This is a genomic window from Acidobacteriota bacterium (assembly GCA_028875725.1).
Taxonomy (GTDB): Bacteria; Acidobacteriota; Thermoanaerobaculia; order Multivoradales; family Multivoraceae; genus Multivorans.
Genome location: JAPPCR010000006.1, coordinates 61,514 through 86,435 on the forward strand (window position 1 = coordinate 61,514; position 24,922 = coordinate 86,435).

Below are 24,922 nucleotides of genomic sequence, written 5' to 3' on the forward strand. Positions count from 1 at the left end.
CAGCTTCAGGCGGCGCGGTTGCCGTCGCTGGACGCTTCGGCCGGGCCAGATGCGGACTCGCTTCGGATCGCGAGGCTACCGTCCTCCACGTCGATCAGCACGCGGTCGCCGGGGCCGATGTCGCCGCCGACCAGGGCGCGGCCGACGCGGGTCTCGACCTCGCGCTGCAGGTAGCGCTTGAGCGGCCGCGCGCCGTAGACCGGGTCGTAGCCGGCGCGGGCGGTGAACTCGCGCGCCGCCGGGCTCAGCTCGAGGCCGATGCCCTGCTCGCCGAGCCGCTTCGCCAGGTCGGCGGTCAAGAGGCCGACGATCTGCTCGATCTCGGAGACGGTGAGCGGCGAGAACAGCACGACCTCGTCGATCCGGTTGAGGAACTCGGGCCGCATCGTGCGGCGGAGTTCGGTCATCACCGCGTCCCGGGCGGCGTCCGTGATCTTGCCCGCCGGCGTCACGCCTTCGAGCAGGATGGGCGACCCCAGGTTCGAGGTCATGATGACGACGGTGTTCCTGAAGTCGACCGTCCGCCCCTGCGAGTCGGTGATCCGGCCGTCGTCCAGGACCTGGAGCAGCACGTTGAACACGTCGCGGTGCGCCTTCTCGATCTCGTCGAAGAGGACGACCGCGTAGGGCTTGCGCCGCACCGCCTCGGTCAACTGACCGCCGTCCTCGTGGCCGACGTAGCCCGGCGGCGCACCGACCAGCCGGGACACAGTGTGGCGCTCCATGTACTCGCTCATGTCGATGCGGACGATGTTGTTCTCGGTGTCGAACAGCGCCTCGGCCAGGGTCTTGGCGAGCTCGGTCTTGCCGACTCCGGTGGGGCCAAGGAACAGGAAGGAGCCGATCGGGCGGCGCGGATCCTTGATTCCCGAGCGGGCGCGGATCACCGCGTCCGCGACCAGTTGGACGGCTTCGTCCTGGCCGATCACCCGGCGGTGGAGGATCTCGTCGAGTCGCAGGAGCTTCTCGCGCTCGCCCTCGACCAGGCGGGTCACGGGCACGCCCGTCCACTTCGACACGATCTCCGCGATCTCGTTGTCGGTCACTTCTTCCCGCAGCAGCCGTCCCGCTCCGTCCGTCTCGCCGGTGGTCTGCTCCTGGGTTTCGAGCTTGGCCATCAGCCCCGGCAGCACCCCGTGACGGAGTTCGGCGGCCCGGTTCAGGTCGTACTGGCGCTCGGCGACTTCGATCTCGTGCCGTACCTGCTCGACCTGCTCGCGCACCTTCCGTTCGTCGTCGATCGCGGCCTTCTCGCTCTCCCACTGGCTGCGCATGGCGGCGGCCTTCGTACGCAGGTCGGCGAGTTCCCGCCTCAGCGTCTGCAGGCGCTTCCTGCTCGACTTGTCGGTCTCCTTGTTGAGCGCGGCTTCCTCGATCTCGAGCCGCATGACGCGCCGGGTCACTTCGTCGAGCTCGGCCGGCAGGGAGTCGATCTCGGTGCGGATGAGGGCGCAGGCCTCGTCGACGAGGTCGATCGCCTTGTCGGGCAGGAACCGGTCCGAGACGTAGCGGTCCGACAGGGTGGCCGCGGCGACCAGGGAGTTGTCCTGGATGCGGACGCCGTGGTGGACCTCGAAGCGCTCGCGGAGGCCGCGCAGGATGGACACCGTGTCCTCGACCGAGGGCGCGTCGACGACGATCGGCTGGAAGCGCCGCTCGAGCGCCGCGTCCTTCTCGATGTACCTGCGGTACTCGTCGAGCGTGGTGGCCCCGATGCAGTGCAGCTCGCCACGCGCGAGCATCGGCTTCAGCAGGTTGCCGGCGTCGGTGGAACCCTCCGTGCGGCCGGCACCGACGATGTTGTGGACCTCGTCGATGAACAGGAGAACGCGGCCCTCGCTCTCGGCGATCTCGTTCAGCACCGCCTTCAAGCGCTCCTCGAACTCGCCGCGGTACTTGGCGCCGGCGAGCAGCGATCCGAGGTCGAGCGAGAACACGCTCCGGTCCTTGAGCCACTCGGGCACGTCGCCGCGGACGATGCGCTGGGCCAGACCCTCGACGATCGCCGTCTTGCCGACTCCGGGTTCGCCGATCAGGACCGGGTTGTTCTTGGTCTTGCGGGACAGGATGCGGATGGCGCGGCGAATCTCCGAATCGCGGCCGATCACCGGATCCATCCGGCCGCTGCGCGCCTGGGCGACCAGATCGACGCCGTACTTCTCGAGCGCTTCGTAGGCCGTCTCCGGGTTGTTGCTCGTCACCCGCTGGGACCCGCGGACGGCCTTGAGCGCGTCCAGCAGGGGCTGCCGGGACAGGCCGGCTTCCGCGAGCGCCCGGCCGGCGCCGTCCTTGCCTTCCAGGGCGGCCAGCAGGAGATGCTCGACGGAGACGTAGTCGTCGCCGAACGTCCCGGCTTCGTCTTCGGCCCGTGCCAGGAGTTGTTCCAGCTCGGCCGTGATGTAGATCCTGCCGGCCTCGCCGCCGCCGGTCGAGACCCTGGGCCTGCGTTCGAGGTCGTCCTGAATCCTGGTCCGCAGTGCGCCGGCGTCGACTTCGAGGCGATTCAGGATCCGCGGCACCAGACCGTCCTGCTGCTCGAGCAGAGCCAGCAGGAGATGGTTCGCGTCCACCTGCTGATGGCCCAGGCGCCGCGCCCGATCCTGGGCCGCGGTGAGCGCTTCCTGGGACTTGATGGTCAGTCTGTTCGGGTCCATATCGTTCAGGTCCTCCTGCCTGGTGGACTCAGGTGTCGTTGCGAGTGGCGCCGGAGGAGTCGTAGGACGGCTCGAACGCGGAGGTCTCGGCCAACTGCTCGAACAGGGCTTTCTCCTCCTCGGTCAACTGCGAGGGAACGACGACCTGGATCTCGGCGAGCAGATCGCCGTTGGGTCCCTTCGGGTTGGGTAGCCCGCGTCCTCGCAGTCGCATCTTCCGCCCGGTGGACGAGCCGGCAGGGAGCCGCGCCTCGGCGGTACCGCCGAGCGTCGGAATCCGGACCTTGCCGCCGAGCGCCGCCGTCCAGGGTGAGACCGGCACGTCGCAGTGGAGGTCGCGATCGCGGCGCCTGAAGACCGGATGTGGCAGGGCTTCGACCCGTAGCAGCAGGTCGCCGTCCTGTCCGCCCGCACCCTTGCCGCCCTGGCCGCCAAGGCGAATCGACTGGCCCGGCAGCACGCCCTTCGGAATCCGGACCTCCAGTCTCCGGGTCCGGCCGTTGGTGCGGTCGAGGAACTCGATCGTCTGGGGTCCGCCCTCCGCCAGCCTCTCGAGGCTGAGCGGCAGGGAGACTTCGTGGTCCCGACCCCGGCGCGGAGGGGACCAGGTCGACTGCCGGCCGCCGCCGGGGAAGCCCTGAGGGCCCGCGCCGCCGAAGAGCATGTCGAAGAACGAGCTGAAGCCGGAACCGCCGCCGGCGCTTCGGAACTCGAATCGGCTGTCGCCACCGCCGAAGTCGAACCGGAAGCCCTCCCAGCCGGGCGGTGGAGCGCCTCCGGTCCGGACCTGCTTCCAGGCGGCTCCGTACTGGTCGTACTTGCCGCGCTTGTCCGGATCCTTCAGCACCTCATAGGCCTCGCCGATGTCCTTGAAGCGGGTCTCGGCACCCGCGTCCTTGTTGACGTCCGGGTGGAACTGGCGCGCCAGTTTGCGGTACGCCTTCTGGATGTCGGCGGCCGTCGCGTCCTTGTCGACGCCGAGCGTCTGGTAGTAGTCCTTGTACTCCACGTTGTGTCTGCTTCCTGCGCGTGGGATTGAGCGATCCCGACCCAACTCCGGGAGATAGTTTAGTCTAGTCCACTCAACTTTGGAAGGCGGATTGGTGCCGGCCGTGCGGCCGGCGCTCTGTCTTCCGCGGGTCAGCACCCGGCTGGCGCGTCCCTGCGCCAGCCGCGTCACAGTCCGAGCGCCCGTCCTCGGGCGGTCGGATGTCAGACTCGCGGCTACACGCACGAAGGGCGCGACCTGCGTCGCGCCCTTCGGAAAGCGTCTGACAGCGGCTCAGCCCGTCACGGCGGGTCGAAGCCGAACGCCGTGTAGTTCAGCGCGATGTACTTCTCCTGGCCCTCGGGAACTTCCTCCAGGGGCAGGATCGCCTGCACCGGGCAGGCATCGACGCAGAGGCCGCAGTCGATGCACTCCTCCGGGTGAATCAAGAGCAGTTCCCAGTCGTCGTCGTCGTAGATGCAGTCGACGGGGCAGACATCGACGCACGACGTGTCCTTCACGCCGATACAGGGTTCAAAGATGATGTGGGTCATCGGACTCTTCCTCGCGGGCCGCACACCACCCCGGGCTCTGTCGGGGCAGCCTTGAAACGCGGCAGACAGTAACAGAGTCGCCCTCAGGAGGAAAGACGCTCGCCGGCGGCAAAGCGGCCCGGGTGCATGACTTCCGGAACAGCCAGCCAGGGGTCGCTGGGCTGCTGGTTGAGCACCAGCGGCGCGATCATCCTGGCGGTGAGCGGGGCCAGCAGGATGCCGTTGCGGAAGTGGCCGGCAGCGACGTGCAGCCGCTCGCTCAACCGGCCGACAATCGGCCAGGGATCGGGCGTACCCGGCCGCAGGCCGGCCCAGTGCTCGACCGGCTCACGGTCCTTCAGGCTCGGCAGCAGGGCGGCGGCCCCCGTTGCCAGATCCGCGCCGACCTCGTCGCTCAGGCTGAGATCGAAGCCGGCGTGCTCGACGGAAGCCCCGATCAGCAGGCGCCCTCCCGCCCGGCGCACGGCGTAGAAGGCCGGCGTGCGGATGGCGCCGGTGAACGGCCAGTCGACCCGGTCGAAGGCGATCATCTGGCCCTTGACGGGAACGATCGGGAGGGCCGGCAACCCGTGGACCTGTGGAGTCCAGGCGCCGCCGCAGACCACGACGGCGCCGGCGGCGCACTCGAAGCCATCACCCGAAACGACGACCTCGCCGGACGTCTCGACGACACGTTCTACCGTGGCGCGGTGGAGGACGACGTTCCGGTGGCGCAGCGCCGCCGCCGCCGCGGTCGCCGCCCGGCGGTTGTCGACCCGATGCTCACCCGGCAGCAGCAGTGCTTCCTCGATCCCGGGACGCAGATCGGGTACCAGCTCGGCCAGCTCAGCCCGGTCGAGGTCCCGGGCCGCTTCGCCCAGGTCAAGCGCCTGCGCCCGGATTCGATCAAGCACCTTGCGGCCTTCAGAATCGAGCACCGGCAGGAGCGAGCCGGAAGCGTCGTAGTCGATCGACGTGCCGCTCTCCCGTTCGAGCGCGGGCGCCAGGTCGCGCCAGAGGTCACGCGAGCGAATCGAGAGCCTGGCGAACGCCTGGTCGGCGATGCTCTCCGCGATCGGCGCGATCATTCCTGCCGCGTTGGGCGACGCCGCGCCCTCCTGTCGGTCGTCGACGACCTCGACCCGGGCGCCCGCGACGGCAAGCTCGCGAGCGGTCAGCAGCCCGATCAGGCCGCCGCCAACCACGAGGACGTCGGGCCGCGGCCTCGGGCCCGAGGCGTTCCGCCGCGTCATCTGTTGCCGGCCAGCGCTTCCGCGTGCAACCGGGCGCGCGGCGCGATCTCCGGCCCGGCGTCGGACCGGAGCCGCCCGCGCTCCGTCGAGGCGAGCGCCTCAAAGACGGCGCGGGCCCGCGGCCGGTACTCGTCGCGCCCTTCTTCCGCGAGGATGGTCAGGGCCAGTCCCAGCATGTACTGCACCGTGTCGCGGCCGAGTCCGCTGCGGCCGGGGGCCTCGACCGTGCGGAGCTGGCGGACCACCTCCGCCTGGTCGCCGCCAGCCAGAAGCAGGTTCGCCAGATCGAGTTCCAGAAGCCACCGCGGGATGTCTCCAGTGCGTTCCAGCTCCTGGTGTAGCCGGGCCGTGACCGCCGAAGGCAGCAGGTCGGGATCGAACGCGTCAAGCAGGGTCCACCCCCATTCCGGTTCGACGCGGTGGACCGTGGCGCCGCCCTCGCCGCGGGTAACGAGTTCGATCTCATCTCCGGGCTCGGCGCTCTCGACGGCGTTCGTCAACTGGATCGTGGAGGAGGCCGGTTCACCCGCGATCGTGACGATCTCCATGCCGGGCGCGAGTCCTGCCGCTGCGGCTGGACCGCCGGGCTCGACCGCGGCCACGATCGGCACGCCGCCGGCCTGGGAGTCGATGCCAATTCCGGAGTCGATGAATGTGGCGCCGACTCGGGGCGTCCTCTTCCCGAGCTCCGGGTCGAGGGCCGCGGCCAGTCGCTGCAGCGCGCCCTGCTCAAGCCGCCGGTTTTCGATCCGCAGCGTACGCACGTCGGGCGACGGCCGGCCGGGGACGGCCGGCCACCACCACAGGTCGACCGCATCGGCGACCAGGTCGTCGTTCAGGACGGCGGCGACGTAGAGCGCGGCCGGCAACCTCGCCTGGACCTGTTCCTGGATCGCTGCCCAGTCCAGCTGCCGTCGAGCCCTGGTCCGGTCGCGCAGGGTGTTCGCGTCCACACCCAGTTCGGCGAGCGATTCCGTGCCCTCGGCGCCGCGATCGAGGACGGTGTACGTGCCGGCGCCGCGGAACGCATCGAGCGCGAACTCGACCGCGCGGACGCCGGCGGGGTCGTCGCCGAGCACGCCCAGGTAGACCAGCGCCGGCCGTAGCCGGATATCGATGTCGATCCGGCGCCGATCCTCGGCGACCACCGAGGTTTCGAAGTAGCCGAGCGTGCCGTGGGTCACCGACAGGTCGTACGCTCCCGGCGGCAGGCGAACCTGGGGTGGCGACCTCGACCAGTCGGGCCGGAGAATCCGACCGTTGCCCAGGACGCTCGCGCCTTCGGTCAGGCCGACCAGGCCGATCACCGCCTCCTCACGCTCCAGGACGATCGGCGGCAGCTCGTAGTCCACCAGGTCGGGGAGTTGAAGACTGGTGCGAAAGCTCCGGAAGCCGTCCTTCTCGATGTCGATCCGGTAGCGGCCGGCCGGCAGGTCGTCGAGCCACAGTTCGCGCGAGAAGTCCTCGGGCGGGTGGTCCGCGGACGCCCCCTCCGGCCGGAACCAGGGCTCGGCCTGGCCCTCGGTCAGTCCGCGTTCGATGCCGTCGACCAGTACGGCGGCGCCGGTCGGGGCGGTGCGCAGCCGGACGACCGCGCTGTCGCGCTCCAGTTCGACCGCCACCTCGAGGTCCCGTCCGCCGTCGATGGCGAAGGCGGCGGTGGTCGGCAGGTAGCCGGGGCGGGACACCTGCGCCAGGTAGTCGCCCGCCAGCATCGCCGTGGGCTCCGGCGGCACGAAGGGCTCGGGCTCGGCCTCATCCTCGGAGGCGGCGTCTTCGGGCGATGCGGAGTCGCCGGCTTCCCCGGCCGGCTCCCCCTCCGCGCTGTCGTCCACAGCCGCGTCCTCCATCGCGCTCTCCGCGGTGGGCGGCGGCTCCGGCGGGCGTGCGGCGTTCTCGAACGCCAGGTCGCCCACGCGAATCTCCGCATCCAGAGGCGCGACGACAAAGGAAACCCGGCCGACGAGTTCCTCCCTCCGGCTCTGCAGCCGATCCGTCAGTTGCCTGCCGGCGGTCTCCGCGTCCAGTTCGAACACCGGGTCGAGCCGGATGATCCGGTCGAGCGCCTGGTCGGCGCCTTCCCGGTCATCCAGCGTCCAGCGGGCAGCAGCCAGGTAGAGCCAGGCGGTGCGCAGGGTCTCGAAGAGCCGCGGGTCGCCGGCGGCGAGGTTCCGTCCGCCCCCGGCGTCGGCGGCCAGCGGTTCGAGTGTGTCGATCACATCCTGCAGCAGTGGAAGGGCGCCTTCCGAGTCACCGCCGGCATAGATGTCGCCGGCTTCGCTCAAAGCGGCCGCCGTCCTGGGAGGCAGCCGGGTCGACCGCTCGATCTCGAGGTCGCTCCGGCCGATCTCCTGGACGCCGATCCGTTGCGCGAAAGCCGCGCCGCAGAGGCCGGCCAGGACCGCCGGAACGGCTGCGAGGACGAGCAGGTTCCTGGACATCCTCGACTACTCCAGGACCACGACCTGGCCAAGGCGGCTGTCGGCGACGAAGATCCGCGCCTGGCCGTCGACGGCGACGTCCTCGGGGGTGCGGAGTTCCTGGCCGCCCGGCAGGACGGGCCCGAGGGCCGCGAGCGGCGTGGCGAAAGGGTCGTAGACGAGGATCTGCAGCGTGCCGGCGTCGAGCACGTAGCGGTTGCCGAACGCGTCGACGTCGAGCGCGACGGGGCGTCTCCAGTCGACCCGGAAGGCCTCCTCGAAGTGGCCGTCGGCGGCGAATCGCAGCACCGAGGGCGGCGTGGAGCGAGCGCCGGCGTCGAGTACGTGGATGGCGCCGTCCCTGCCCACCGCCACGTCAACGGGCTGGGTCAGCGCGGCGACGCGCAGCGTCTCGATCGGCCGCCCCTGCGCGTCGAAGCGGAGCACTTCGGTGGAGCGGCGCGAGAGCACGGTCCAGTTGCCGAAGCCGTCGCGGTGGGCGGCGACGATGCGGTCCAGCTCGCCGCCGCCGACCCGGCTGAAGGAGACGGTCCGGGGGTCCTCGATCCCGGTCACGCCGTCGGCGGTGATGACGCCGGGGGAATCCGCCGCCGCGTGGCTCGGCCGGACGATGCCGCGGAGGTCGCGGGCGGACGCTGGCGCTCCGTCGGCGTCGAGGATCGCGGCCCGGTTCGTCTCCGTGACGACGAGTCGGCCGTCGGCCCCGGCGGCGACGCCGCGGGGCCGCTCGACGCCGGCCTGGGCTGGCAGGTAGCCGCGGGAGTCGAGCCAGCGCTCCTGGCCGGCGAGGGGCCGCAGGATGAGCCGATGGATCAGGGTCATCCGTTCGAGCGCGTCGCCGGCGACGTTGCCGTTTCGCCCGTTCCCGCCGAGAGCGCCTTCCCGGGCCAGCCGCAGGTGCCGGGCGGCGTCCTGCCAGTCGCCTCGCATCAGCAGCAGGTCGCCGAGCTCGAAGTGAGCCCGCGGGGTCCACTCGCTTCCGGCTTCACGCTCCAGCGCCCGCAGGAGCTCACCGGCGGCTTCCCGTTCGGCGCCGGTGCGGCGGCCGAGCGCGGCGGCTTCCACCAGCGCCCGGCCGCGGAGCTGGAGTCGGGGATACTGGCTCCGCGGGAACCGCCGGGGGACTTCCAGCAACCGCTCCCGCGCCAGGGCGAGGTCGTCAATGCTGGCCGCGTCACGGGCAGCGGCAAGGCCGGCTTCAACGAGTACGGTGGCTTCCCGTTCGGCCGCTTCGTCCTGCGCGGGCAGGACCGCCGCGAACAGGGTCAGGCCGACGAAGGTCCCCGCCCCGATGCGGCTAGCGCCCCGAAACCCCTCGCGGGCTCGGTGTTTCGGCCCATCCCGTCCTCGCTCAGGAGCTTGCGCCGAGCACTTGCTTCGCAGCATGCTTCGGCGCAAGCTCCTACGCGTCGAGTTCCTCGTCGAGCCGCTCGTCACTGAGCCGTCGGGCGGTTGGCGAGAGGGGGGCGTGGGTGAGGATCTGACTGGCGCGCGCAATCGCCTTCGCCGCGTCGCCCAGATCCTGGTAGATCACCATCTCCTTGTAGAGCAGGTCCGCCAGCTGGTTCAGTCGCTCCTCGACCTCTTCGGCGTGGGGCCCTTCGGGGAAGCGCTCGAGATACTCGGAACCGCTCGTGATGTCGTCGTAGCTGCCGGCCAGCTTGCGCAGGCGATCCTCGGCCCGGTCTCCGAGTGCCGGGTCCCGTTGCTGGAGGGCCAGGTGTTGCAGGGAGCCGAGTCGGGTCAGCACCGGCGTCAGGTTGTGCAGGCCCCGCTGCGCCGCGGCGGCGGGACTGTCGCCATCCTCGGTGATCTCCCCGGCCGGCTCCGACTCCCAAGCCTTGAGGAAGCTCTCCACGGCCTGGGTCTCGCGGCCCAGCCGGCTGTAGGCGGTGCCGAGCAGAAGCGCCACCCTGGGCGCGCGCGGAGAATCGGGGTAGTTCGAGAGGAAGGCCTCGAGGAAGGGGGTTTCGAACACGCCGCGATCGAGGATGTCGATCGACTGGGCGTAGAGCTCCTCGGATTGACGTCGGAGGTCGGCGAGCTCCTGGCTGAGGACGGCGAGGAAGGGCGAATCCGGGGTCAGGGCCTGGACGGTCTCCATCTCGCGGCGGTAGGTGGCGGTGATACGACCGTAGTCCCTCGACGTCGCCAGCCGGTCGAGTTCCCGGGCCCGCAGCTCATGCAGCCTGTCCAAGCGAATCGACTCGGCTGCCGTTCCGCTGGGCCAGGCGTTGAGGGCCATCGTCTTCAGGAACCGGAGCGCCGGCGGAACGGCGGCCGACTCCCTGGGGCCGGTTCGGGCGAGGCGCTTCGACGGGTTCGCCGCGAACTGCAGCAGGCTCTCCTGGGTCGCCCGACGGAAAGCGTCGACCTCCTCGCCCGGCGCCGCCTCGAGCGTCGCGAGATAGCGGCCCCGGGCCCTTGCGGCCTGGACCCGCGAGTCGAAGAAGGGATGCGTCTGCCAGTAGCCGTACGCCTTCGACTGCGGAATGCGCTCGCCCATCTTGGCCATCAGCAGGCCGAGGGCGTTCGGGTCGTAACCGGCGGCCGCCGCGAGACGCTGGCCTTCCTCGTCGCTTTCGTCCTCGTGCTCGCGCGAGTAACTGCGCATGACGAGTTCGGTGATGGCCATGCCGCCGACCAGCGCGGCCTGGGCTGCTGCCTCGGTTGGACTCTGGTCCCTCGTGTAGCCGTAGGGGCCAACGTAGCCGTCCTCCCGGTCGGAGGCGCTCGCCGCGATCAGCCCCACTCCGAGCAGGGAACTCAGCAGGTTCAGTCTCGTCGCACGCTTCTTCTGCTTCAGGAAGTGCTCGGACGTGACGTGCGCGATCTCGTGGCCGAGCAGACCGGCGAGCATGTCGTCGGACAGGCCCAAGTCGAGCATGCCCCTGGTCACGAAGATCTGGCCGGCCGGGAGGGCGAAGGCGTTTGGGATCGGCGTGTCGACGACCGCGAAGGTGAAGGGATAGCTGTCGAAGTCCGCGTGGTACGCCACCTCGTATCCGATCCGGTTGATCCGCTCCTGCACTTCCGGATCGTTCAGGAGTCCGTACTGCTTCACAGCCTCGGCCGCGGCCGCGACGCTCTTCTCGAACAGGGCGGGATTCACGATCTCGATCGCCGGCGCCGCGTTCGCCGTGGTCAGGACGAAGGCCAGCGTTGCGGCGACAGCGGACCGCGCCATGCTTCCGGTTCGGGACGATTCGTGTGCCTTCATGGAGGGACCAACGGCCGCGGAGTCCGGCGGATTCCATCCGAACTCCCGGTGACGGGCGCTCGGGCTGGTTCGCGTGTAGCGCGAAACGCGCCACCCGGCAACGCCATAGGATACCCCCGTGGCGGCGTCACAGGCTCTAGCGGCCGCGGCCCGAAGCCGCCGCGGCCATGAGCCGTGGCTCTTCTACCCGCGGGACGGTCGCTGGCGCTGGTGGTCCTTTGAGCGCGCGTGGACCGAGGTCGGACGCTGGCGTGCGGTGCTTGAGCGCGGCGAGGGCCCTGCCGACGGCGCCGAACCCGCGCCCGAGTCCTCGCCGGAGGCTCTCTGCTGCTACCTTGCGGCGTCGGCCGGTGCATCGGGAGAGGCGATCGCCGCGTTCGACCGTCTGCTCGCCCGCGATGCTCGGGACGTTTCGTCACGGGAGATCGTCGTCGTCACGCCGCCGGCGGAGGCGGAGGCGCCGACGCCGGCGGCTCGCCTCGGGCGGTTGTGGCTCGACTGGTGTTGCGCGAATCTGGCGGTGCTGGCGCTCGAACCGAGTCGCCGCGCGCTGGCCGGCTCGGTGCTGTGGTGCCGGCCGACGACGATCCTCGTGGACACGGAACAGGAGCGGTTGCTGGCCGCGGCGGTCGTGGAGCGGAGCGGAGGCCGGGATCGCAGGGCGGCCGCGCTGCTCGACCGGCTGCGCCTCCTCCTGGTTGCTGAAGCTGACGGGGACGATGTCGGCGCGGTGACGCCGCCGTCTCGTTGGCAAGCGTGGGGCGTCGAGCGCCGCGCAGTGGGGAAGCGAGAGGTCGGCCGTTGATACAGTGCCGGCTGGTGAACGCCGCCGCGCCATCCGTCCGGTTTCTGCCGCTGATCCTGATCACGGCGCTCGTGACGCTTGCCGCGCAGCCCGTCGCCGGTGCCGGATTCGCGGTCAAGATGGCGACGCTTTCGCCCGACGGCTCGCCGTGGGACGGCTTCTTCGAGACGATGGGCAGGGACTGGGAGGCCGGCACCGATGGCCGGGTCAGTCTCACGATCTACCCTGGCGGCGTCGCCGGAGACGAACCGGACATCCTGCGCAAGATGAAGATCGGCCAATACCACGCGGCCGCCCTCTCGGTCGCCGGTCTGGCCGACATCTCGAAGGACTTCACCGTCTTCGAGATCCCCCTGTTCTTTCATGACGAGCAGGAGATGTTCCATGTGCTGCGGGAACTGACGCCCGGTCTGCGCGAGACGCTGGACGACGAGGGCTTCGTGCTGCTCGGCTGGGGCTACGTCGGCCAGGTCCACTTCTTCACGAACGAGAGGGCGCGCACGGTCGAGGAAATGCAGCGCCTCAAGATCTTCACCTGGGCGGGCGACGAGGCGATGACGAGCTGGTGGCGCGAGGGCGGCTTCAAGCCGGTGGCGCTCGCGGCCACCGACATCGTGACCGGGCTCCAGACGGGCATGATCGACGCGCTCGCGGTGCCGCCGATCTACGCCATGCAGGTCCAGTTCTTCAAGCAGGCCAGGTACTTCGCCGACATTCCTCTGATTCCGATGATGGGCGCCATCGTGGTTACCAAGCGGGCATGGAACCGGATCTCCGAGGAGGACCGGGAGGTGATGATCGCGGCCGGTCAGCGGGCCGAGAAGAGCATCTTCGAGACGATCCCCACCCTTGAGCAGACGGCGATCCGGCTGATGGGCGGGCAGGGCCTGGAAGTCGTGCCGATCGTCGGCAGCGAGGTCGAGGACAACTGGGTCGAGATCGCCAACGACTTCGCGGCCAGCATGCGCGGGAAGACGGTTCCCGAGGCGATCTTCGACCGGGCGGAGGCGGTTCGGGACGCCTACCGCCGGCAGTCATCGGTTGACTGAAGTCGCCGCCGCGGCCCCCTCCAGGGTCCCGGTGCGCTTCCTCCACCGGCTGGAGGACGGTGTCTCGACTGTCCTGCTCGGCGCGATGGTGCTCCTGCCCCTGGCGGAGATCGTCGCCCGCCGGCTCGGCACCGGCATCCCGGGCGCGCTTCCGTTCGAGCAGCACCTGACCCTGTGGGTCGCGTTCCTGGGAGCGGCCCTGGCGGCGAGAGAGGGGCGCCTGCTCGCCCTGGCTACCGGCAACTTCCTGCCGGAAGGCAGGTTCCGGGCCGTCGCCGCGGTGTTCACCGGCGGCGTCAGCGCGATGGTCGCGACCCTGCTGGGAACGGCCAGCCTGGACCTGGTGCGGATCGAACGCGAGGGCGGCATCGAGATGGCGGCCGGCGTGCCGGTATGGGTGGGGCAGGCGGTCATGCCGGTCGGCTTCGCGATCCTGGCCCTGCGCCTGGTCTGGAAGTCGTCGGACCTGTGGGCGGGTCGAGCCCTGGCCGGGTTCGGCATCGTGCTCGGTCTGTGGATTGGCGCGAACGCGGACTCCTTCGCTGATCGCGCCGTCACACCCTGGCTGGTCCTGATCCTCGCCTCGACTCTCCTGGGCGGACCGATCTTCGCCGCTCTGGGCGGTGCCGCGGTCTTCCTGTTCCTGACGGACTGGGTACCGCTCGCCGCGATCCCGGCGGAGAGCTACCGGCTCGCGGTGTCGCCGACCCTGGCGGCAATCCCGCTGTTCACGCTGACCGGATTCCTGCTCGCCGAGGGCGGGGCGTCGGAAAGGCTGCTCAGGGTGTTCCGCGCCCTGTTCGGCTGGGCGCCGGGCAGCACCGCCGTGGTGTGCGCCGTCGTTTGCGCGTTCTTTACCGTCTTCACGGGCGGTTCCGGCGTCACGATCCTGGCGCTGGGCGGCGTCCTCTTCGCCGCCCTTTCGGCCGATGGCTATCGCGAGCGCTTCTCGCTGGGCCTGCTGACCTCGTCCGGTTCGCTCGGTCTGCTGCTGCCGCCGGCCCTGCCGCTCATCCTCTTCGGCATCGTCGCCGAAGTGCCGATCGAGGACCTGTTCATCGGCGGGCTCCTCCCGGGGCTTCTGCTGATCGCGCTCATAGGGCTATGGGGCGTCAGGGAGGGTTTGCGCGCCGGCGCCGGCGCCGGCGCGACCCCGATCTCCGCGAAGGAAGGGAAAGCGCTGTCGGAGTCCTCCCCGTCGGAACGGTTGCCGCGGGTTCTCGGGCGATGGCTGCCGCCCCGTGTCAACGAGATTGTGCTTGCCGTCTGGGCCGGCAAGTGGGAGCTGTTGCTGCCCTTTGTCATTCTCGGCGCGTTCTTCAGCGGCTACGCGACCCTGGTCGAAACGGCGGCGCTGGCCGCTCTCTACGCCTTCGTCGTCCAGTGCCTGGTGCACCGCGACGTGAAGCTGGGCAAGCCACTGCTGGCCGTCTTCCGGCAGTGTGCCGTCCTGGTAGGCGGCGTGCTGATCATCCTGGTCGTGGCGATGGGCCTCACGAGTTGGCTGGTGGACGCCCAGGCGGCCCAGGCACTCGTCGACCTGGTGCAGAACAACATCGAGTCGAAGATCGTCTTCCTGCTCGCGCTCAACGTCTTCCTGCTGCTGGTCGGCTGCCTGATGGACATTTTCTCGGCCACCGTCGTCGTCGTGCCGCTGATCATCCCGCTCGGCCTGGCCTTCGGCGTCGACCCGATCCACCTCGGGATCATCTTCGTCGCCAACCTGGAGCTCGGCTACCTGACGCCGCCGGTGGGCCTCAACCTCTTCCTGGCGTCCTACCGTTTCGAGCGACCGCTGCTGGCGGTCTATCGGGCCGCAGTGCCGGCACTGGTCATCCTCGGCTTCGGCGTCCTGCTGATCACGTATGTTCCGGGGCTCACCCTGGGCCTGCTCGAGTTGCTGGGGAGACGCTGATGACCCCCGGAGTTTCTCGATGAACTGGAAACGACTCCAGAGCATCGCCGTTGTCTGGTCGGCGGTCTTCCTGGGCTTGGCGATCCTGACGATCGTCGGGGTCCAACTCGTTCCCCGCGAGGTGCCCGGCCTGGTCTGGGCGCTGCACGTGCTGGTGGCCGCGATCGGCTTCCTGTCCGGCATCGCGGCGGCGCGTAGACGGGCCGAGATCGACGTCGAGCGCTGGCAGCGCGTGGAAGACCCGGACCTCACGTCGGGCGAGCGGGAACACGCCCACCGGGAGGCCGAGTCCCTGCTGCGGCGGGCCAGCGCCCAGTTCCTGCTCGCCGGCGTGACCCTGGGCGGCTGGCTCGCCTACCAGTTGCGCGCCGAGCGACCCGAGGCGGGCGCGGCCGTGACCCGGGTGCTCGGCGGCGAAACGCCGGACGTGCCGTCCCCGGACCAGACCCTGACCGAAGCCCTGGCGGCCGAGCCGGTGTACACCCTGAGCCCTTCCGACCTGCTGATCGTGACGCCGCTGATCGCCTTCGGCCTCGGCATGCTGCTGGCCCGCTACCGGGCCGGTCGATCCGGCTAGCCAGCCCTACCGCAGCCGCGCCACGGTGGCGCCCCAGCCGCCCCCGCCCGGCCCGCCGCTCCTGAACGAGACGACCCGCGGATCCCGTTCCAGCACCTTGCGCACGATCTGCCGCTGCACACCGATGCCCCGCCCGTGGATGATCCGCACCTCCCGGAACCCCTTCTCGTACGCAGCATCCAGATAGCTCTCGACGACATCCTTCACTTCCCCCGGCTGAAACGGATGCAGGTCCATCTCATCCCCGATGGGAACTTCTACGACATCGTCGGGCCCAAGTTCATCTGCTTCGAGTTCAAACGGGGTTTCTGGAGCCATGATTGATAGTAGACCGCGCTGCGCGCTGTGGTTAGCGACTCGCGCTGCGTCTGAGTCCGGCTCATTCCTGAAGAGATACGGGCTGGGCTGTTCGGAGAGACTCGCGCAGTGAGGGGATCGGGGAGGGAGGCTCCCAGCGGGCACAGCGGCCCGTGGTTAGACGCCACCTGCATTCGACCGGCGATGCATCGCGCCTGGCGTCGTTGCTCCTCAGGCAAATTCAGCCCGGTATGTGATCTTCGTCGCGCCTAGCCAGACGCGCGCCTCACCGGTCTCGGTGCTACGGCGGAGTCTAACCACGGGCCGCCAGCCAAGCGACATGCAACGGTTAGCAGTTTGGGAGGGCGCCCGAAGCGAGCGCTCCGCTTAGAACAGCTTCAGCACGGCAATGAAGGCGCTCCAGCCGTCGTCGGGGCCGGCGAGGGCGTGGCCGATGTCCATGTTGACGACGGTGCCCCAGGGGCCGATGAAGGTGCCGACGATGCCGGCGCCGGCGAGAAGTTCGCGGTCGAGGCCGGAGGCGGGGTCGGTGGCCCAGGCGGCGTCGCCGACCAGGTCGATGCGGAAGATCTCGCCGAGCTCGAAGCCGTAGCTGACATGGGCGGCGGCGGCCCGTTCAGCCCGCACCTTGTCGCTCTGGTAGCCGTGGACGTTGACGTCAGAGAAGAAGCCGAACTCGTACTTGCTGAAGCGGTCGAGATCGCTGCCGTCGACGTACTCGAGGGCCACGCCGAACTTCTGGAACTTCGGCAGGTGCCAGGTCTTGGCGACGCCGACGTTCCAGAGCGTGTAGCTGTCCGGAGTCAGGTTGGCGGCGCCCAGGCCCCAGGGCTGCCATTCATCCCGCAGGTTCCACGAGCCGCCGGCGACGAGCCGGTAGCCCGAGCGGATGTAGCGGACGATGGCGCCGACGCTGTGGCCCAGGTGGTCGGAGGGCAGAACGAAGTCGTCGCCCGTTTCGTCGGCGCGCTGAAAGTTGTTCCAGGAGAGCTGGTAGCGGAGATCGAGCTTGGTGAAGCTGCCGAGCGGGCGGCCCAGGCTGAAGTCGATATTCGGGCGCAGCCGCTCCACGTTCTCCGCGGGCGACTCGACGCCTTCCCGGTAGAGCACGTCCTCGCCGGCGAACGCCAGCGCGAAGACGTCGACGCCGGCATCCCAGCGGGAGCCGAACAGGCTCGGGTTCGCGATGTCGGCGAGAATGAGCGGCCCGGCGATGAAGAGGTCGGCCTGCGTGCCCGTGCCGCGCCAGTCGAAGGACAGCCAGTTCACCCCGCCCAGCGGCAGCGGGCCGTCCTGGGCCTCGTCGTAGAAGGCGCCGCCGAGCAGGAACATCCGCGTCTTGTCGTCCTCCTTGACCACCCGTTCGCCGGTTTCCTGGTCGAGCTCCAGGTAGCGGAGCCCCACCTCCGTGTCGCGCACCATCGTCGCCTCGGAGGCCAGCGTGGCGTCGCGGCGGGCGTCGAAGTCGGTCGGGTTGACGGAGATCCCGGTCAGTTCGATCTCCCGTTCGACGATCGTCGTCGCGTTCAGGACCGAGAACAACTGCTGGCCGATGACCCGGGTCGGCAGCCAGTAGGACGACCGCTCCCACGCCGCCGGCTGTCCGCCGGCGTCGACCGGGGTGTAGAACGTGGTCTCGTCGTTGGACAGCACGTCGCCGGTCAGTCCGAGCTGAACCGCGCGGGTCTTCACCCGCGCGTAGATCTCACGGTCCACCCAGACCGTGCCGCGAAACAGGCTACGGCCCTCGGTCAGAGCCGTCGCCGGCTCGAAGTCGACGACCCAGGTGTCACGGCCCTCGATCGTCGCGGTGCCCCGAAGCCGGTAGCGGTACTCCCTGGTGAAGGTGATCTCGGCCGGCATCGCCGCCGCCTTCTCCGGCTGGATCAGGGGGATCTCGGGGATCCGTTTGCGCCGCCAGCGGATGCCGTTGACGTAGAAGTTGTCCCAGGCCCAGTCGAAGCCGGCGCCCTGGCGGAAGAAGAAGGGGCCTTGGAAGGTGGCGTCGACCGACTGGACGCCGGTGCCGAGCTGGAATCGGAGCGAGGTCGTGTTCGTCGCGCTGTAGTTCGCGACCCGGCGCGACTGATCGTCCTCGAAGGCCTGCAACCGCCGCAGGATCTCGCCGACCGGGATGCGGCGGGTGTCGGCCACCGTGAGCGCTTCCTCGACGCTCTCGGCTCCGTCGAGCCCGACCGCCAGGTCCCGCTCCAGCCGGAACACGAAGGGCTCGGCCGCGTCCCTCAGCTCGAGTTCGTAGCCGTTGCGGGTACGGCGCCCGCCGAAGACGAGGTCCGACTCGCCGGTGGCCGGATCGAAGCGCGCCGGCGAACCGATCTGCCGGTCGCTGAAGCGGAGCGTGAACGGTCCGCCCCCGGTGGGTGGCGACACGACGATTCGCAGGCTCAGGTCCTCTCCGCGGACGAAGCTCCAGGCCTCGGCGCCGGCGGGAGTGGAGTAGGGATCGTAGGTGACGTCGCCCGAGAACTCCTGGGCGATCAGTCGTGCTGCGCGAACCGTGGCCGCGTCGGCGCCGGCCTCGCCGGAGAGCGCGAACAGGGAGAGCGAAGCGCCCGCTTCCGCCTCGGCCGCGGCTCGCACCAGTGTCGCTCCTTCACCGCCCGCGGTTGCGGCGTTCGGCTCGAGCGCGACCAGCGCGTCCGGGTCGAGCTCCCGGATGAGGTCCTTCAGTTCGGCGACTCCAGCGGCGCCGGCTCCCTGGCCGGGCCGGAACGCGACTCCGTCGAGATAGGCGTCGAGTTCCTGGGCGTAGAACGCCCGGACCAGCCCGGTGTCGGGCGGCAGAGGCTCGGTGACCACTGCGGCGTCCGGCTGCGCGCCGGTGACGGCGACCGACGCCCGCTTGAGCGCCAACGCGTACTCCTGGACGGCCTGCGGCTCGTTCAGAAGCTCGCCCGGCCAGACGAGCTGGAAGATGGAACCGGCCGCCGCGGTGCGGGCGAGGTCCGCGAGCCGTTCGAGCTCCGGCGTCAGTTCGTCGCCCGCCTCGGCCGCCGGCGGCGGCGCGGCGAATCGAACCGCGTACCAGGGCAGCGCACCCGCGGCCCGGAGCGTTGAGGCCGCCTCGCGGGCGGCCGTTACGGCTGCGTCGTCGGCCAGATCCACCGGCCACTTGACGATCAGTACTGCCCCGTCGGGCAATGCCGGCAGCGCACCCAGCAGGTCCGCCGTTGCAGCCGGGTCGTCGGTCGTCAGGCCGACGCACGGGTTGCAGGGCAATTGTCCGAAGGCGGGCAGGGCCGCAGCGAACACAACGGTTGCGGCGGTAGGGAGGCGCTTCGTCATATCTCGTTGGTTCCTCCAGCCCGATGGCAGACCTTAGCCCGGATAACACTCGCCCGCGGCTCAGATTCCCATAGCCAGAGTGAGCCCGGCAGTGTTCGGGTACGGAGCCGGCCACCCTAGGTTTCGACTCGCGACTGCCGTGCCGCAAGCCGAGCCGGTAGGTGGGCCAGCCCCGGCAATTCGCAGTCTGGGAAGAGTGTCAGTGAACTCGGCTTGGTTGGGGCCGTAGGCTCTCGCTCGGCGACCCTTGAAGCCGAGGTATCAACACCGTCCGCCCCATGTCCTGGTTCAGCCTCTACCGCCGATCCAAGAAAGGCCGGAGAACCGCTCACGCGCAGAGAGACTGAGAATGAGGCTCTCGAGCCGTCCCGCGCCGTTGTCCTCCTCGGACTTGGGCAGCTCTTGAAACTCCGCCTTGGAACACGACAGGAGAACCTTGCCGTCCCTGATGACGGCGATATGGGTTGAGGCACGCTCTACGTAGTCGAGCATGTGGGACGTCAGGAAGACCGCTACGCCGTCCTGCTCCGCCATCTGCTGCAGAATCGAGACGACGGTACGGGCGCTCAGGGCGTCCATTCCCTCAAAGGGCTCGTCGAGGAACAGGATCCGGGGCGCATGAAGTGTAGCCGCCGCAAGCCGGATCTTCTTCTTCATGCCGTGGGAGTAGGTGGTGACCGGTCGCTTGGCGGCGCCCTCAAGGTCGAAGACCGCGAGCGCCTCATCGGTTCGTTGTCCGGCGTCTTCGCGGCTCAGGCCGTAAATGCGGGCGTACGACAGCAGCAACTCCTCCCCCGTCAGGCTCTCGTAGAGGTCGCTGTGATCCGGCACGATCCCGAGCTGCTGTTTGAGTTTCGTGTCGTTGATGTCGAGCGGCCTGCCGAGAAGCCGGACCGAACCCTTCGTCGGCTCCACGAGCCCGGTCAGCATGGACAAGGTCGTAGTCTTGCCGGCCCCGTTCGGACCGACGAATCCCAGGATCTGCCCTGCCCGGACATCCAAATCGACGCCGTCGACGACGACGTTCCCCCCGTAAGACCGGGTCAACTCTTCTGCCTTGATCGCTTCCATCGATTGGAGATGCTAGCCAGATTTCGTGCCGGGTGCCGGACACGTGGCCAGCTCCTTGGGCGCGAGCGCCGGGATCCGGTGCGCCCGGACCACTAGGGTGCCTACCGTCTCCCACATCCCGTTGAGGCCCTCGCGGCCGCTCAAGGACCACCTCACTCCGGCTGTCCTCATCTGACTAGACCTCAAGGAGTCGCGTCGCCAGTGTTCTGCCTGCCGCTGCAAGAGCTACGGTGATGAGCCAGTACGCCGTCCCTACCGCCACTCCGGAGGACCGCCGGATCCCGAAGACGATCACAGCCGCCGCGCCCAACAGCGCCGCAAACCAGACGGAGAACGGATTGATGCCGCCAAGCACGGCATCCAGCCACGGACCGTCGCTCTTAGTTACCATGTTAAGGCCCAGTGTCGGCGCGGCGTCCGCCACTGACTCGATGGCCTCAACGCCCCGCAATGTCAGCCAAACGAAACCTGCCCAGGCATGAAGCTGACTAACAACGTTCAAGTGCACCGTCACCGAGAGCGTCTGACGGAACGTCCCGCGCCCGCCGAACGACAGCATCAAGCCCCATACGAACAGAGCTTGAACGACGATTCTCAGTGGTGCTACAACCACTTCTCCGGCGACGGCCAACCACGGGGCCGTGGCCCCTTCAACCATGACCGCGGCATCGGCTTCAGCGAATCTCTCCTCCATGGCCAGACGGATACCCTTCTCCGAGAAAGGGCTTGAGAGTCCGCCAACGGCTGCTGCACTGATCGTTACCGCCAGGAGCGCGCCCACCCACGGGGACACCTCTCGGAGGCGAGCCAGGCACCGCTGAGGCCGCGCGAGTACCTCTACGACCGTGGAGGAGCGAATAGCTCCCCGCACGCCACCCCTAGATCTCCTCGACATTACTGCCTACTTCGCTAAGCGAGTTACCGTCATCAAGACGACTCGGTCCGTACTAGGAGTCTGAGGCCACGTTCCTTGACCAGGCGGGCCTGCCGAACCCTGAAAACACTCCATACCCCTAGGGAGAGCGCCACCGCGGAGAGACTGGCGCCCACAGCAGCGCCCGGTGCGACTTCAGCGATGCCGAAGAGGGAAGCAAAGAAACCGCCAGAAACGAACATGCCCACACCAACGACAAAGATCCCGTGAGCCAGCATCTTGTGTCCTGTGTCGGCCGCGCCCTGGCCTACCGACTGCCAGCGCACGTCGTACCAACCGTAGAATCCGTCGGAGGCGATCACTGCCGAGGCAGCGATGCCAGCGGCGTAAGCGAGGAGCACCCAATTCTGAGACGGACCGTTCCGCAAAGCCACGAGGAAGACGGCGCCGCCCAACAACGCTGCCAGAACGAGCGAGGGTACACGTCCCATCGCCCGAACCTCCGCCAGGAGAGTCGGTGGCAAGGAAAAGGACTCCTTCCAGATCCTGCCGGTCGGCAAGGTGGTTTCCGCGCGGTGGGCGTTCAGACTTACGGTAGTCCCAAGGACGGTAACCAGGATGGCAGCGTCCGCGAGGTCCGGTCTGCCGCTGAACACAATCAGGGGGGCGATGCCGACCAGCAGGGGCCATCGCAGGCTCCGCTCGCGAAGCATGCTCTCGCACTCGATCAGGCTGAGAGCGGATTCTGGCGAAAGCCGCTTCAGCTTGCGCAGCAACCAAGCCAGAGGGATGGTCCGACCCAGCTCACCGCCGGGAGTCCGACGCCTACCCCGGACCAGCCGTGCGAGGAGCCCACGGTCAACGAGGCCCAGAACGATCGCGGTCGACCAGAGGGCGCCCACACGCATCAGGTTCTCCCCGGTGACGCGCGGTTCTTCAGCTACAAGAGCAAGAAGGCCCGATGGCAGCCAGGACACCCACCTGAACCACGGGGCGGCGCGCAGAGATTCGAGGTTCAGCCCTTCCGGGCTGGAGTCGCCCAACTCCGCCAACCAGGGTTCGCCGGTCGCAACGTTCACAAGCGCCAGAAACATGAAGAGCGCCATCACCATGCAACCGAGCATGAAGATGGAGCCCAGCCAACCCGACATGAGCCTGTGTCGCCAATGCTCAAGGATCGAGCCAATCAACCCGTGAATCAGGACGACGGCGACTATGCCAAGGACAATCAGTGCAGCTTCGCTAGTCCCCGTGGACCTCGCCAGAACGACGTAGACGGCAGCGGGACCGAAGGCGACGCACCACCACCCCGTGAGACTCAACCCGGCTCGCAAGCGATACAGGGCGGCGAAGCCGATGGGCATCGGCAGCAGCGGACGAAGATCCAGCAGGAAAGTCATGGACCGGTCAAGCACAACCTGCACGAACAGCCAGAGCAGGGACGCGGCCGTGAACACGAGGACGACAAGGACCTGCCGCGTTTCTGTCTGTTCGTGGCCGAAGAGTTCTCGAAGAAGAAGAATGGTCGCTGCGGCCGGGAACACCGCATTGGCCACGACCAGCAGGAAGAGGTAGCCGAGGGATCGCCCAGTCAGTCCGGATCGCCTGAGAGCATCGATCAGAAGGGGGTGCACCAACGCCCACGTTGGTGCACCCCCCGCACTGAGGCCTGGGCTCAAGGGCCCGATCATGCGAATCCTCGCTTCCTTACACCCAAGCCGTGAAGCCTACAGCAAGCAAGCCGCCGCGCCGACCTTTCCGATCTGGCCCACGATCACGCCTCCGAGTATCCCGGCTCCTCCTCCTGTCACGATGGTTGCGGTAATCCCCACAGCGGCCACGGTGCCAAAGAAAAGGAGGCACTTGGTTCTGCGGGAGAGCCCGAACCCGCCGACTACTTCTTCCATAGCGGCGGTCGACAGTTCAGCAGGCACCTCAGCGGGAGCTTCGACGTGCTCGTGCTCGACCTTCACGGACGACGGCTGCCGATCCGCGAACGTAATCGGCATCTGGACACCGAGCGCTACCAGTACTACAAGGCTGTTGACAATCTTCATTTCTCTTCGTTCTCCTTGTTGGGTTTCGTCCCCGGCAGTTCCCAGGGACGCCTTGTGTTCATGACGAATTGACCAAGTGGCGACGTCGGCGTCAGAAGTAGATCGCGCAGAACGCGGCAGCCGCCAAGCCACCGACGGCGCAGGCTAGGCCGCATACGCCGAGAATCGCCCTCCTCGCGATCACATGCACGAGCTTTCTTGCGCCCGCTCCCCCCGCAATGATCACGCAGGCGCCTTGGACGATGTCACGTCCCGACAGAGCGCCCACTACGGCATCGAGCTGATCGTCGGACATCAGTTCGCCGAGCCGCTGGAGCGCCTCAGCAGGTTCCGGCCGTTCGTCGAACGGCGCTGCCGCGAAGCTGTGGGCAGAGCCGCCGAAGACGAGCCCGGCGCCTAGCGCGATGACGAGTGCAATACTGACAGGGATCTTCATCTCGTGGAATCCTCCTTTTCGCTGATGAAGAGTTACCGCGACCGGGCCGAACTAAGCGGCCCAGTTCTCCCGCGCTCCACGGCGGAACGCGGGTAGAGCGAGAAGTGGCCGGGGCTGCGAGGTGCTCTCACTGAGGTCACGCGGCCGCGCCACTAGGTCTGGCGGATGGCTGAGCCAACTCAGCGGGTCCGCTGGAGTCGGGGTCGAAGACGAGGACTATTCCGTCCCAGGCCCGGCCGAAGCGGGCACTGCTCATTCGTAGACGACCAATCGAGGGATCGTCCACGACCACACCGGAGGGGTCGATGCTCCTCAGCACAACGAAGTGGTCGCCGTGAACGTGAGCTATCGCCGGCATGGGCAGATCAGCCAGCTTCTCGATCGACAGCTGGAAGCCACGGCTTCGAAGCCCCTGGTTCTCCGAGATGTTCTTTAGGGCCAGTAGGCTCGTGCCTCGCGGCCCGGTCGCCGCGGCTGATTCGATCTCTTCAAGGGTCACGGCGTGGAAGCCATGGTGATCAAGGACCATCTTGAGGGAGGCCGGCCCACAGTCAGAGGCGCCACGCTGCGGGACGAAACCGGCGGGCACTGGCGCTGCGTGGTCGAGCGATGCGGCCCAGATCAAGCGATCGAAGTAGCTCGGACCTCGGGTTACAACGAAGAAAGAGAGTCCGGCTACTGAGGAGGCAGCCAGCGCCAGGCAGGCGACCGCGAGCACTCGTCGACGCTTAGTGACGTTCGAGCGATCGGTTCCCCCACGCAGTACGGGCTTCTTGCTTCTTCGCGACCGGGTGACTACACCGGTCACCCCCGCCGGTCTCCGGTCAACAGGGGGCCGATCAGAGGTCACGCGCTTCCCCCCTGAGCACAGAAAGCCAAGCTGCTTGAGGCCTCTCCCCTGTCAAGGCAGCTTCGATCCGTGACTCTCCGTCAAGAATGAAGACCAGCGGCACTTGAACAACGCCGAAGCGCTTGGAGAGAGAGCCGTCGGGATCAGGGATGAAGCGGAGCGTGCCTCCTTCGCCACCTGCACTTTCGACTGCGGAACCGGCGACAACGGCTGTCAGGTCGTAGTCCTCTTGTATGACCAACCGACCGAGCGTTGAGATCGTACGATCGCAGTTGCCGCAGCCCGCCTTCGCGAAGACCACTACTCGTCGCCGACTTGGAGAAGCCGGATGATCTTCCTCCCAGAACTCGGGAGGGGCAGGGAAGACAGAGCCGACCTCGGGCCTCCGAGAGAGTCTCTCGCGTAACTGGGCCTCAGCCAGAAGCAGTCCCACGAGAGGGACCACAACTGCCACAAGGACCACTATCAACGCGATCCGCTGGCGTTTCACGGCTGGCTGCCTCTTCGACACACAGATCCCGCCCGTGGCTCGAGTCCTAGTACGTCGTGCCGTGGACGAGCCGTGCCTCGGCTAG

General features: G+C 68.5%; 20 protein-coding genes. 4 read left to right on the forward strand and 16 right to left on the reverse strand.

Annotation, left to right across the window (positions count from 1 at the left end; genetic code table 11):
- Nucleotides 1-5: 5 nt before the first annotated feature.
- The 7 genes from clpB to OXI49_02355 all read right to left on the reverse strand — a co-directional run bounded on the left by clpB (nt 6) and on the right by OXI49_02355 (nt 11,056).
- Entirely contained in the window at nt 6-2,654 is a 2,649-nt protein-coding gene (gene clpB, locus OXI49_02325) for an ATP-dependent chaperone ClpB (protein ID MDE2689317.1), read from the reverse strand.
- A gap of 28 nt (nt 2,655-2,682) precedes the next feature.
- The gene (locus OXI49_02330; protein ID MDE2689318.1) at nt 2,683-3,663 is read right to left on the reverse strand and encodes a DnaJ domain-containing protein; all 981 of its coding nucleotides are present in this window, start codon (nt 3,661-3,663) and stop codon (nt 2,683-2,685) included.
- A 281-nt stretch (nt 3,664-3,944) separates the two neighbouring features.
- Nucleotides 3,945-4,196 (reverse strand): ferredoxin family protein, encoded by a 252-nt coding sequence (locus OXI49_02335; protein ID MDE2689319.1) that lies wholly within the window; start codon nt 4,194-4,196, stop codon nt 3,945-3,947.
- 83 nt (nt 4,197-4,279) lie between these two features.
- Nucleotides 4,280-5,428 carry a glycine oxidase ThiO gene (gene thiO, locus OXI49_02340; protein MDE2689320.1) on the reverse strand — a complete coding sequence of 383 codons (1,149 nt, stop codon included), beginning with the start codon at nt 5,426-5,428 and terminating at the stop codon, nt 4,280-4,282.
- The gene (locus OXI49_02345; protein MDE2689321.1) at nt 5,425-7,869 is read right to left on the reverse strand and encodes a hypothetical protein; all 2,445 of its coding nucleotides are present in this window, start codon (nt 7,867-7,869) and stop codon (nt 5,425-5,427) included. Before OXI49_02345 ends, thiO begins: the two co-directional genes overlap by 4 nt.
- Nucleotides 7,870-7,875: 6 nt before the next feature.
- On the reverse strand, nt 7,876-9,255 hold the full coding sequence (locus OXI49_02350; GenBank protein ID MDE2689322.1) for a hypothetical protein: 1,380 nt from the start codon (nt 9,253-9,255) through the stop codon (nt 7,876-7,878).
- Nucleotides 9,256-9,271: 16 nt separating this feature from the next.
- Nucleotides 9,272-11,056: a M48 family metalloprotease gene (locus OXI49_02355; protein ID MDE2689323.1), complete on the reverse strand. Its 1,785-nt coding sequence runs from the start codon at nt 11,054-11,056 to the stop codon at nt 9,272-9,274.
- Between the two features lie 151 nt (nt 11,057-11,207).
- Here OXI49_02355 and OXI49_02360 point away from each other — a divergent pair, with 151 nt between their 5' ends.
- From OXI49_02360 to OXI49_02375, 4 genes are read left to right on the forward strand one after another with little or no spacing between them, the layout of a single operon-like run.
- Nucleotides 11,208-11,894: a hypothetical protein gene (locus OXI49_02360; GenBank protein MDE2689324.1), complete on the forward strand. Its 687-nt coding sequence runs from the start codon at nt 11,208-11,210 to the stop codon at nt 11,892-11,894.
- 14 nt (nt 11,895-11,908) lie between these two features.
- Nucleotides 11,909-12,943 carry a TRAP transporter substrate-binding protein DctP gene (gene dctP / locus OXI49_02365; GenBank protein MDE2689325.1) on the forward strand — a complete coding sequence of 345 codons (1,035 nt, stop codon included), beginning with the start codon at nt 11,909-11,911 and terminating at the stop codon, nt 12,941-12,943.
- Nucleotides 12,936-14,858 (forward strand): TRAP transporter large permease subunit, encoded by a 1,923-nt coding sequence (locus OXI49_02370; GenBank protein ID MDE2689326.1) that lies wholly within the window; start codon nt 12,936-12,938, stop codon nt 14,856-14,858. Before dctP ends, OXI49_02370 begins: the two co-directional genes overlap by 8 nt.
- A gap of 19 nt (nt 14,859-14,877) precedes the next feature.
- Nucleotides 14,878-15,435 carry a hypothetical protein gene (locus OXI49_02375; GenBank protein ID MDE2689327.1) on the forward strand — a complete coding sequence of 186 codons (558 nt, stop codon included), beginning with the start codon at nt 14,878-14,880 and terminating at the stop codon, nt 15,433-15,435.
- Between the two features lie 6 nt (nt 15,436-15,441).
- On the opposite strand, the gene OXI49_02380 is transcribed toward OXI49_02375, so the two are convergent.
- The 9 genes from OXI49_02380 to OXI49_02420 form a co-directional block, all read right to left on the reverse strand.
- Complete coding sequence (locus OXI49_02380) at nt 15,442-15,672, reverse strand: Smr/MutS family protein (protein MDE2689328.1); 231 nt, start codon at nt 15,670-15,672, stop codon at nt 15,442-15,444.
- A 447-nt stretch (nt 15,673-16,119) separates the two neighbouring features.
- Nucleotides 16,120-19,059 (reverse strand): hypothetical protein, encoded by a 2,940-nt coding sequence (locus OXI49_02385; GenBank protein MDE2689329.1) that lies wholly within the window; start codon nt 19,057-19,059, stop codon nt 16,120-16,122.
- A 288-nt stretch (nt 19,060-19,347) separates the two neighbouring features.
- On the reverse strand, nt 19,348-20,130 hold the full coding sequence (locus OXI49_02390; protein MDE2689330.1) for an ABC transporter ATP-binding protein: 783 nt from the start codon (nt 20,128-20,130) through the stop codon (nt 19,348-19,350).
- A 175-nt stretch (nt 20,131-20,305) separates the two neighbouring features.
- The gene (locus OXI49_02395; protein MDE2689331.1) at nt 20,306-21,025 is read right to left on the reverse strand and encodes a YIP1 family protein; all 720 of its coding nucleotides are present in this window, start codon (nt 21,023-21,025) and stop codon (nt 20,306-20,308) included.
- A 32-nt stretch (nt 21,026-21,057) separates the two neighbouring features.
- On the reverse strand, nt 21,058-22,638 hold the full coding sequence (locus OXI49_02400) for a hypothetical protein (GenBank protein ID MDE2689332.1): 1,581 nt from the start codon (nt 22,636-22,638) through the stop codon (nt 21,058-21,060).
- A gap of 93 nt (nt 22,639-22,731) precedes the next feature.
- On the reverse strand, nt 22,732-23,061 hold the full coding sequence (locus tag OXI49_02405; GenBank protein MDE2689333.1) for a hypothetical protein: 330 nt from the start codon (nt 23,059-23,061) through the stop codon (nt 22,732-22,734).
- A gap of 91 nt (nt 23,062-23,152) precedes the next feature.
- Entirely contained in the window at nt 23,153-23,497 is a 345-nt protein-coding gene (locus OXI49_02410; GenBank protein MDE2689334.1) for a hypothetical protein, read from the reverse strand.
- A gap of 136 nt (nt 23,498-23,633) precedes the next feature.
- On the reverse strand, nt 23,634-24,215 hold the full coding sequence (locus OXI49_02415) for a cysteine peptidase family C39 domain-containing protein (GenBank protein MDE2689335.1): 582 nt from the start codon (nt 24,213-24,215) through the stop codon (nt 23,634-23,636).
- Nucleotides 24,216-24,336: 121 nt separating this feature from the next.
- The gene (locus OXI49_02420) at nt 24,337-24,837 is read right to left on the reverse strand and encodes a hypothetical protein (protein ID MDE2689336.1); all 501 of its coding nucleotides are present in this window, start codon (nt 24,835-24,837) and stop codon (nt 24,337-24,339) included.
- Nucleotides 24,838-24,922 lie beyond the last annotated feature (85 nt).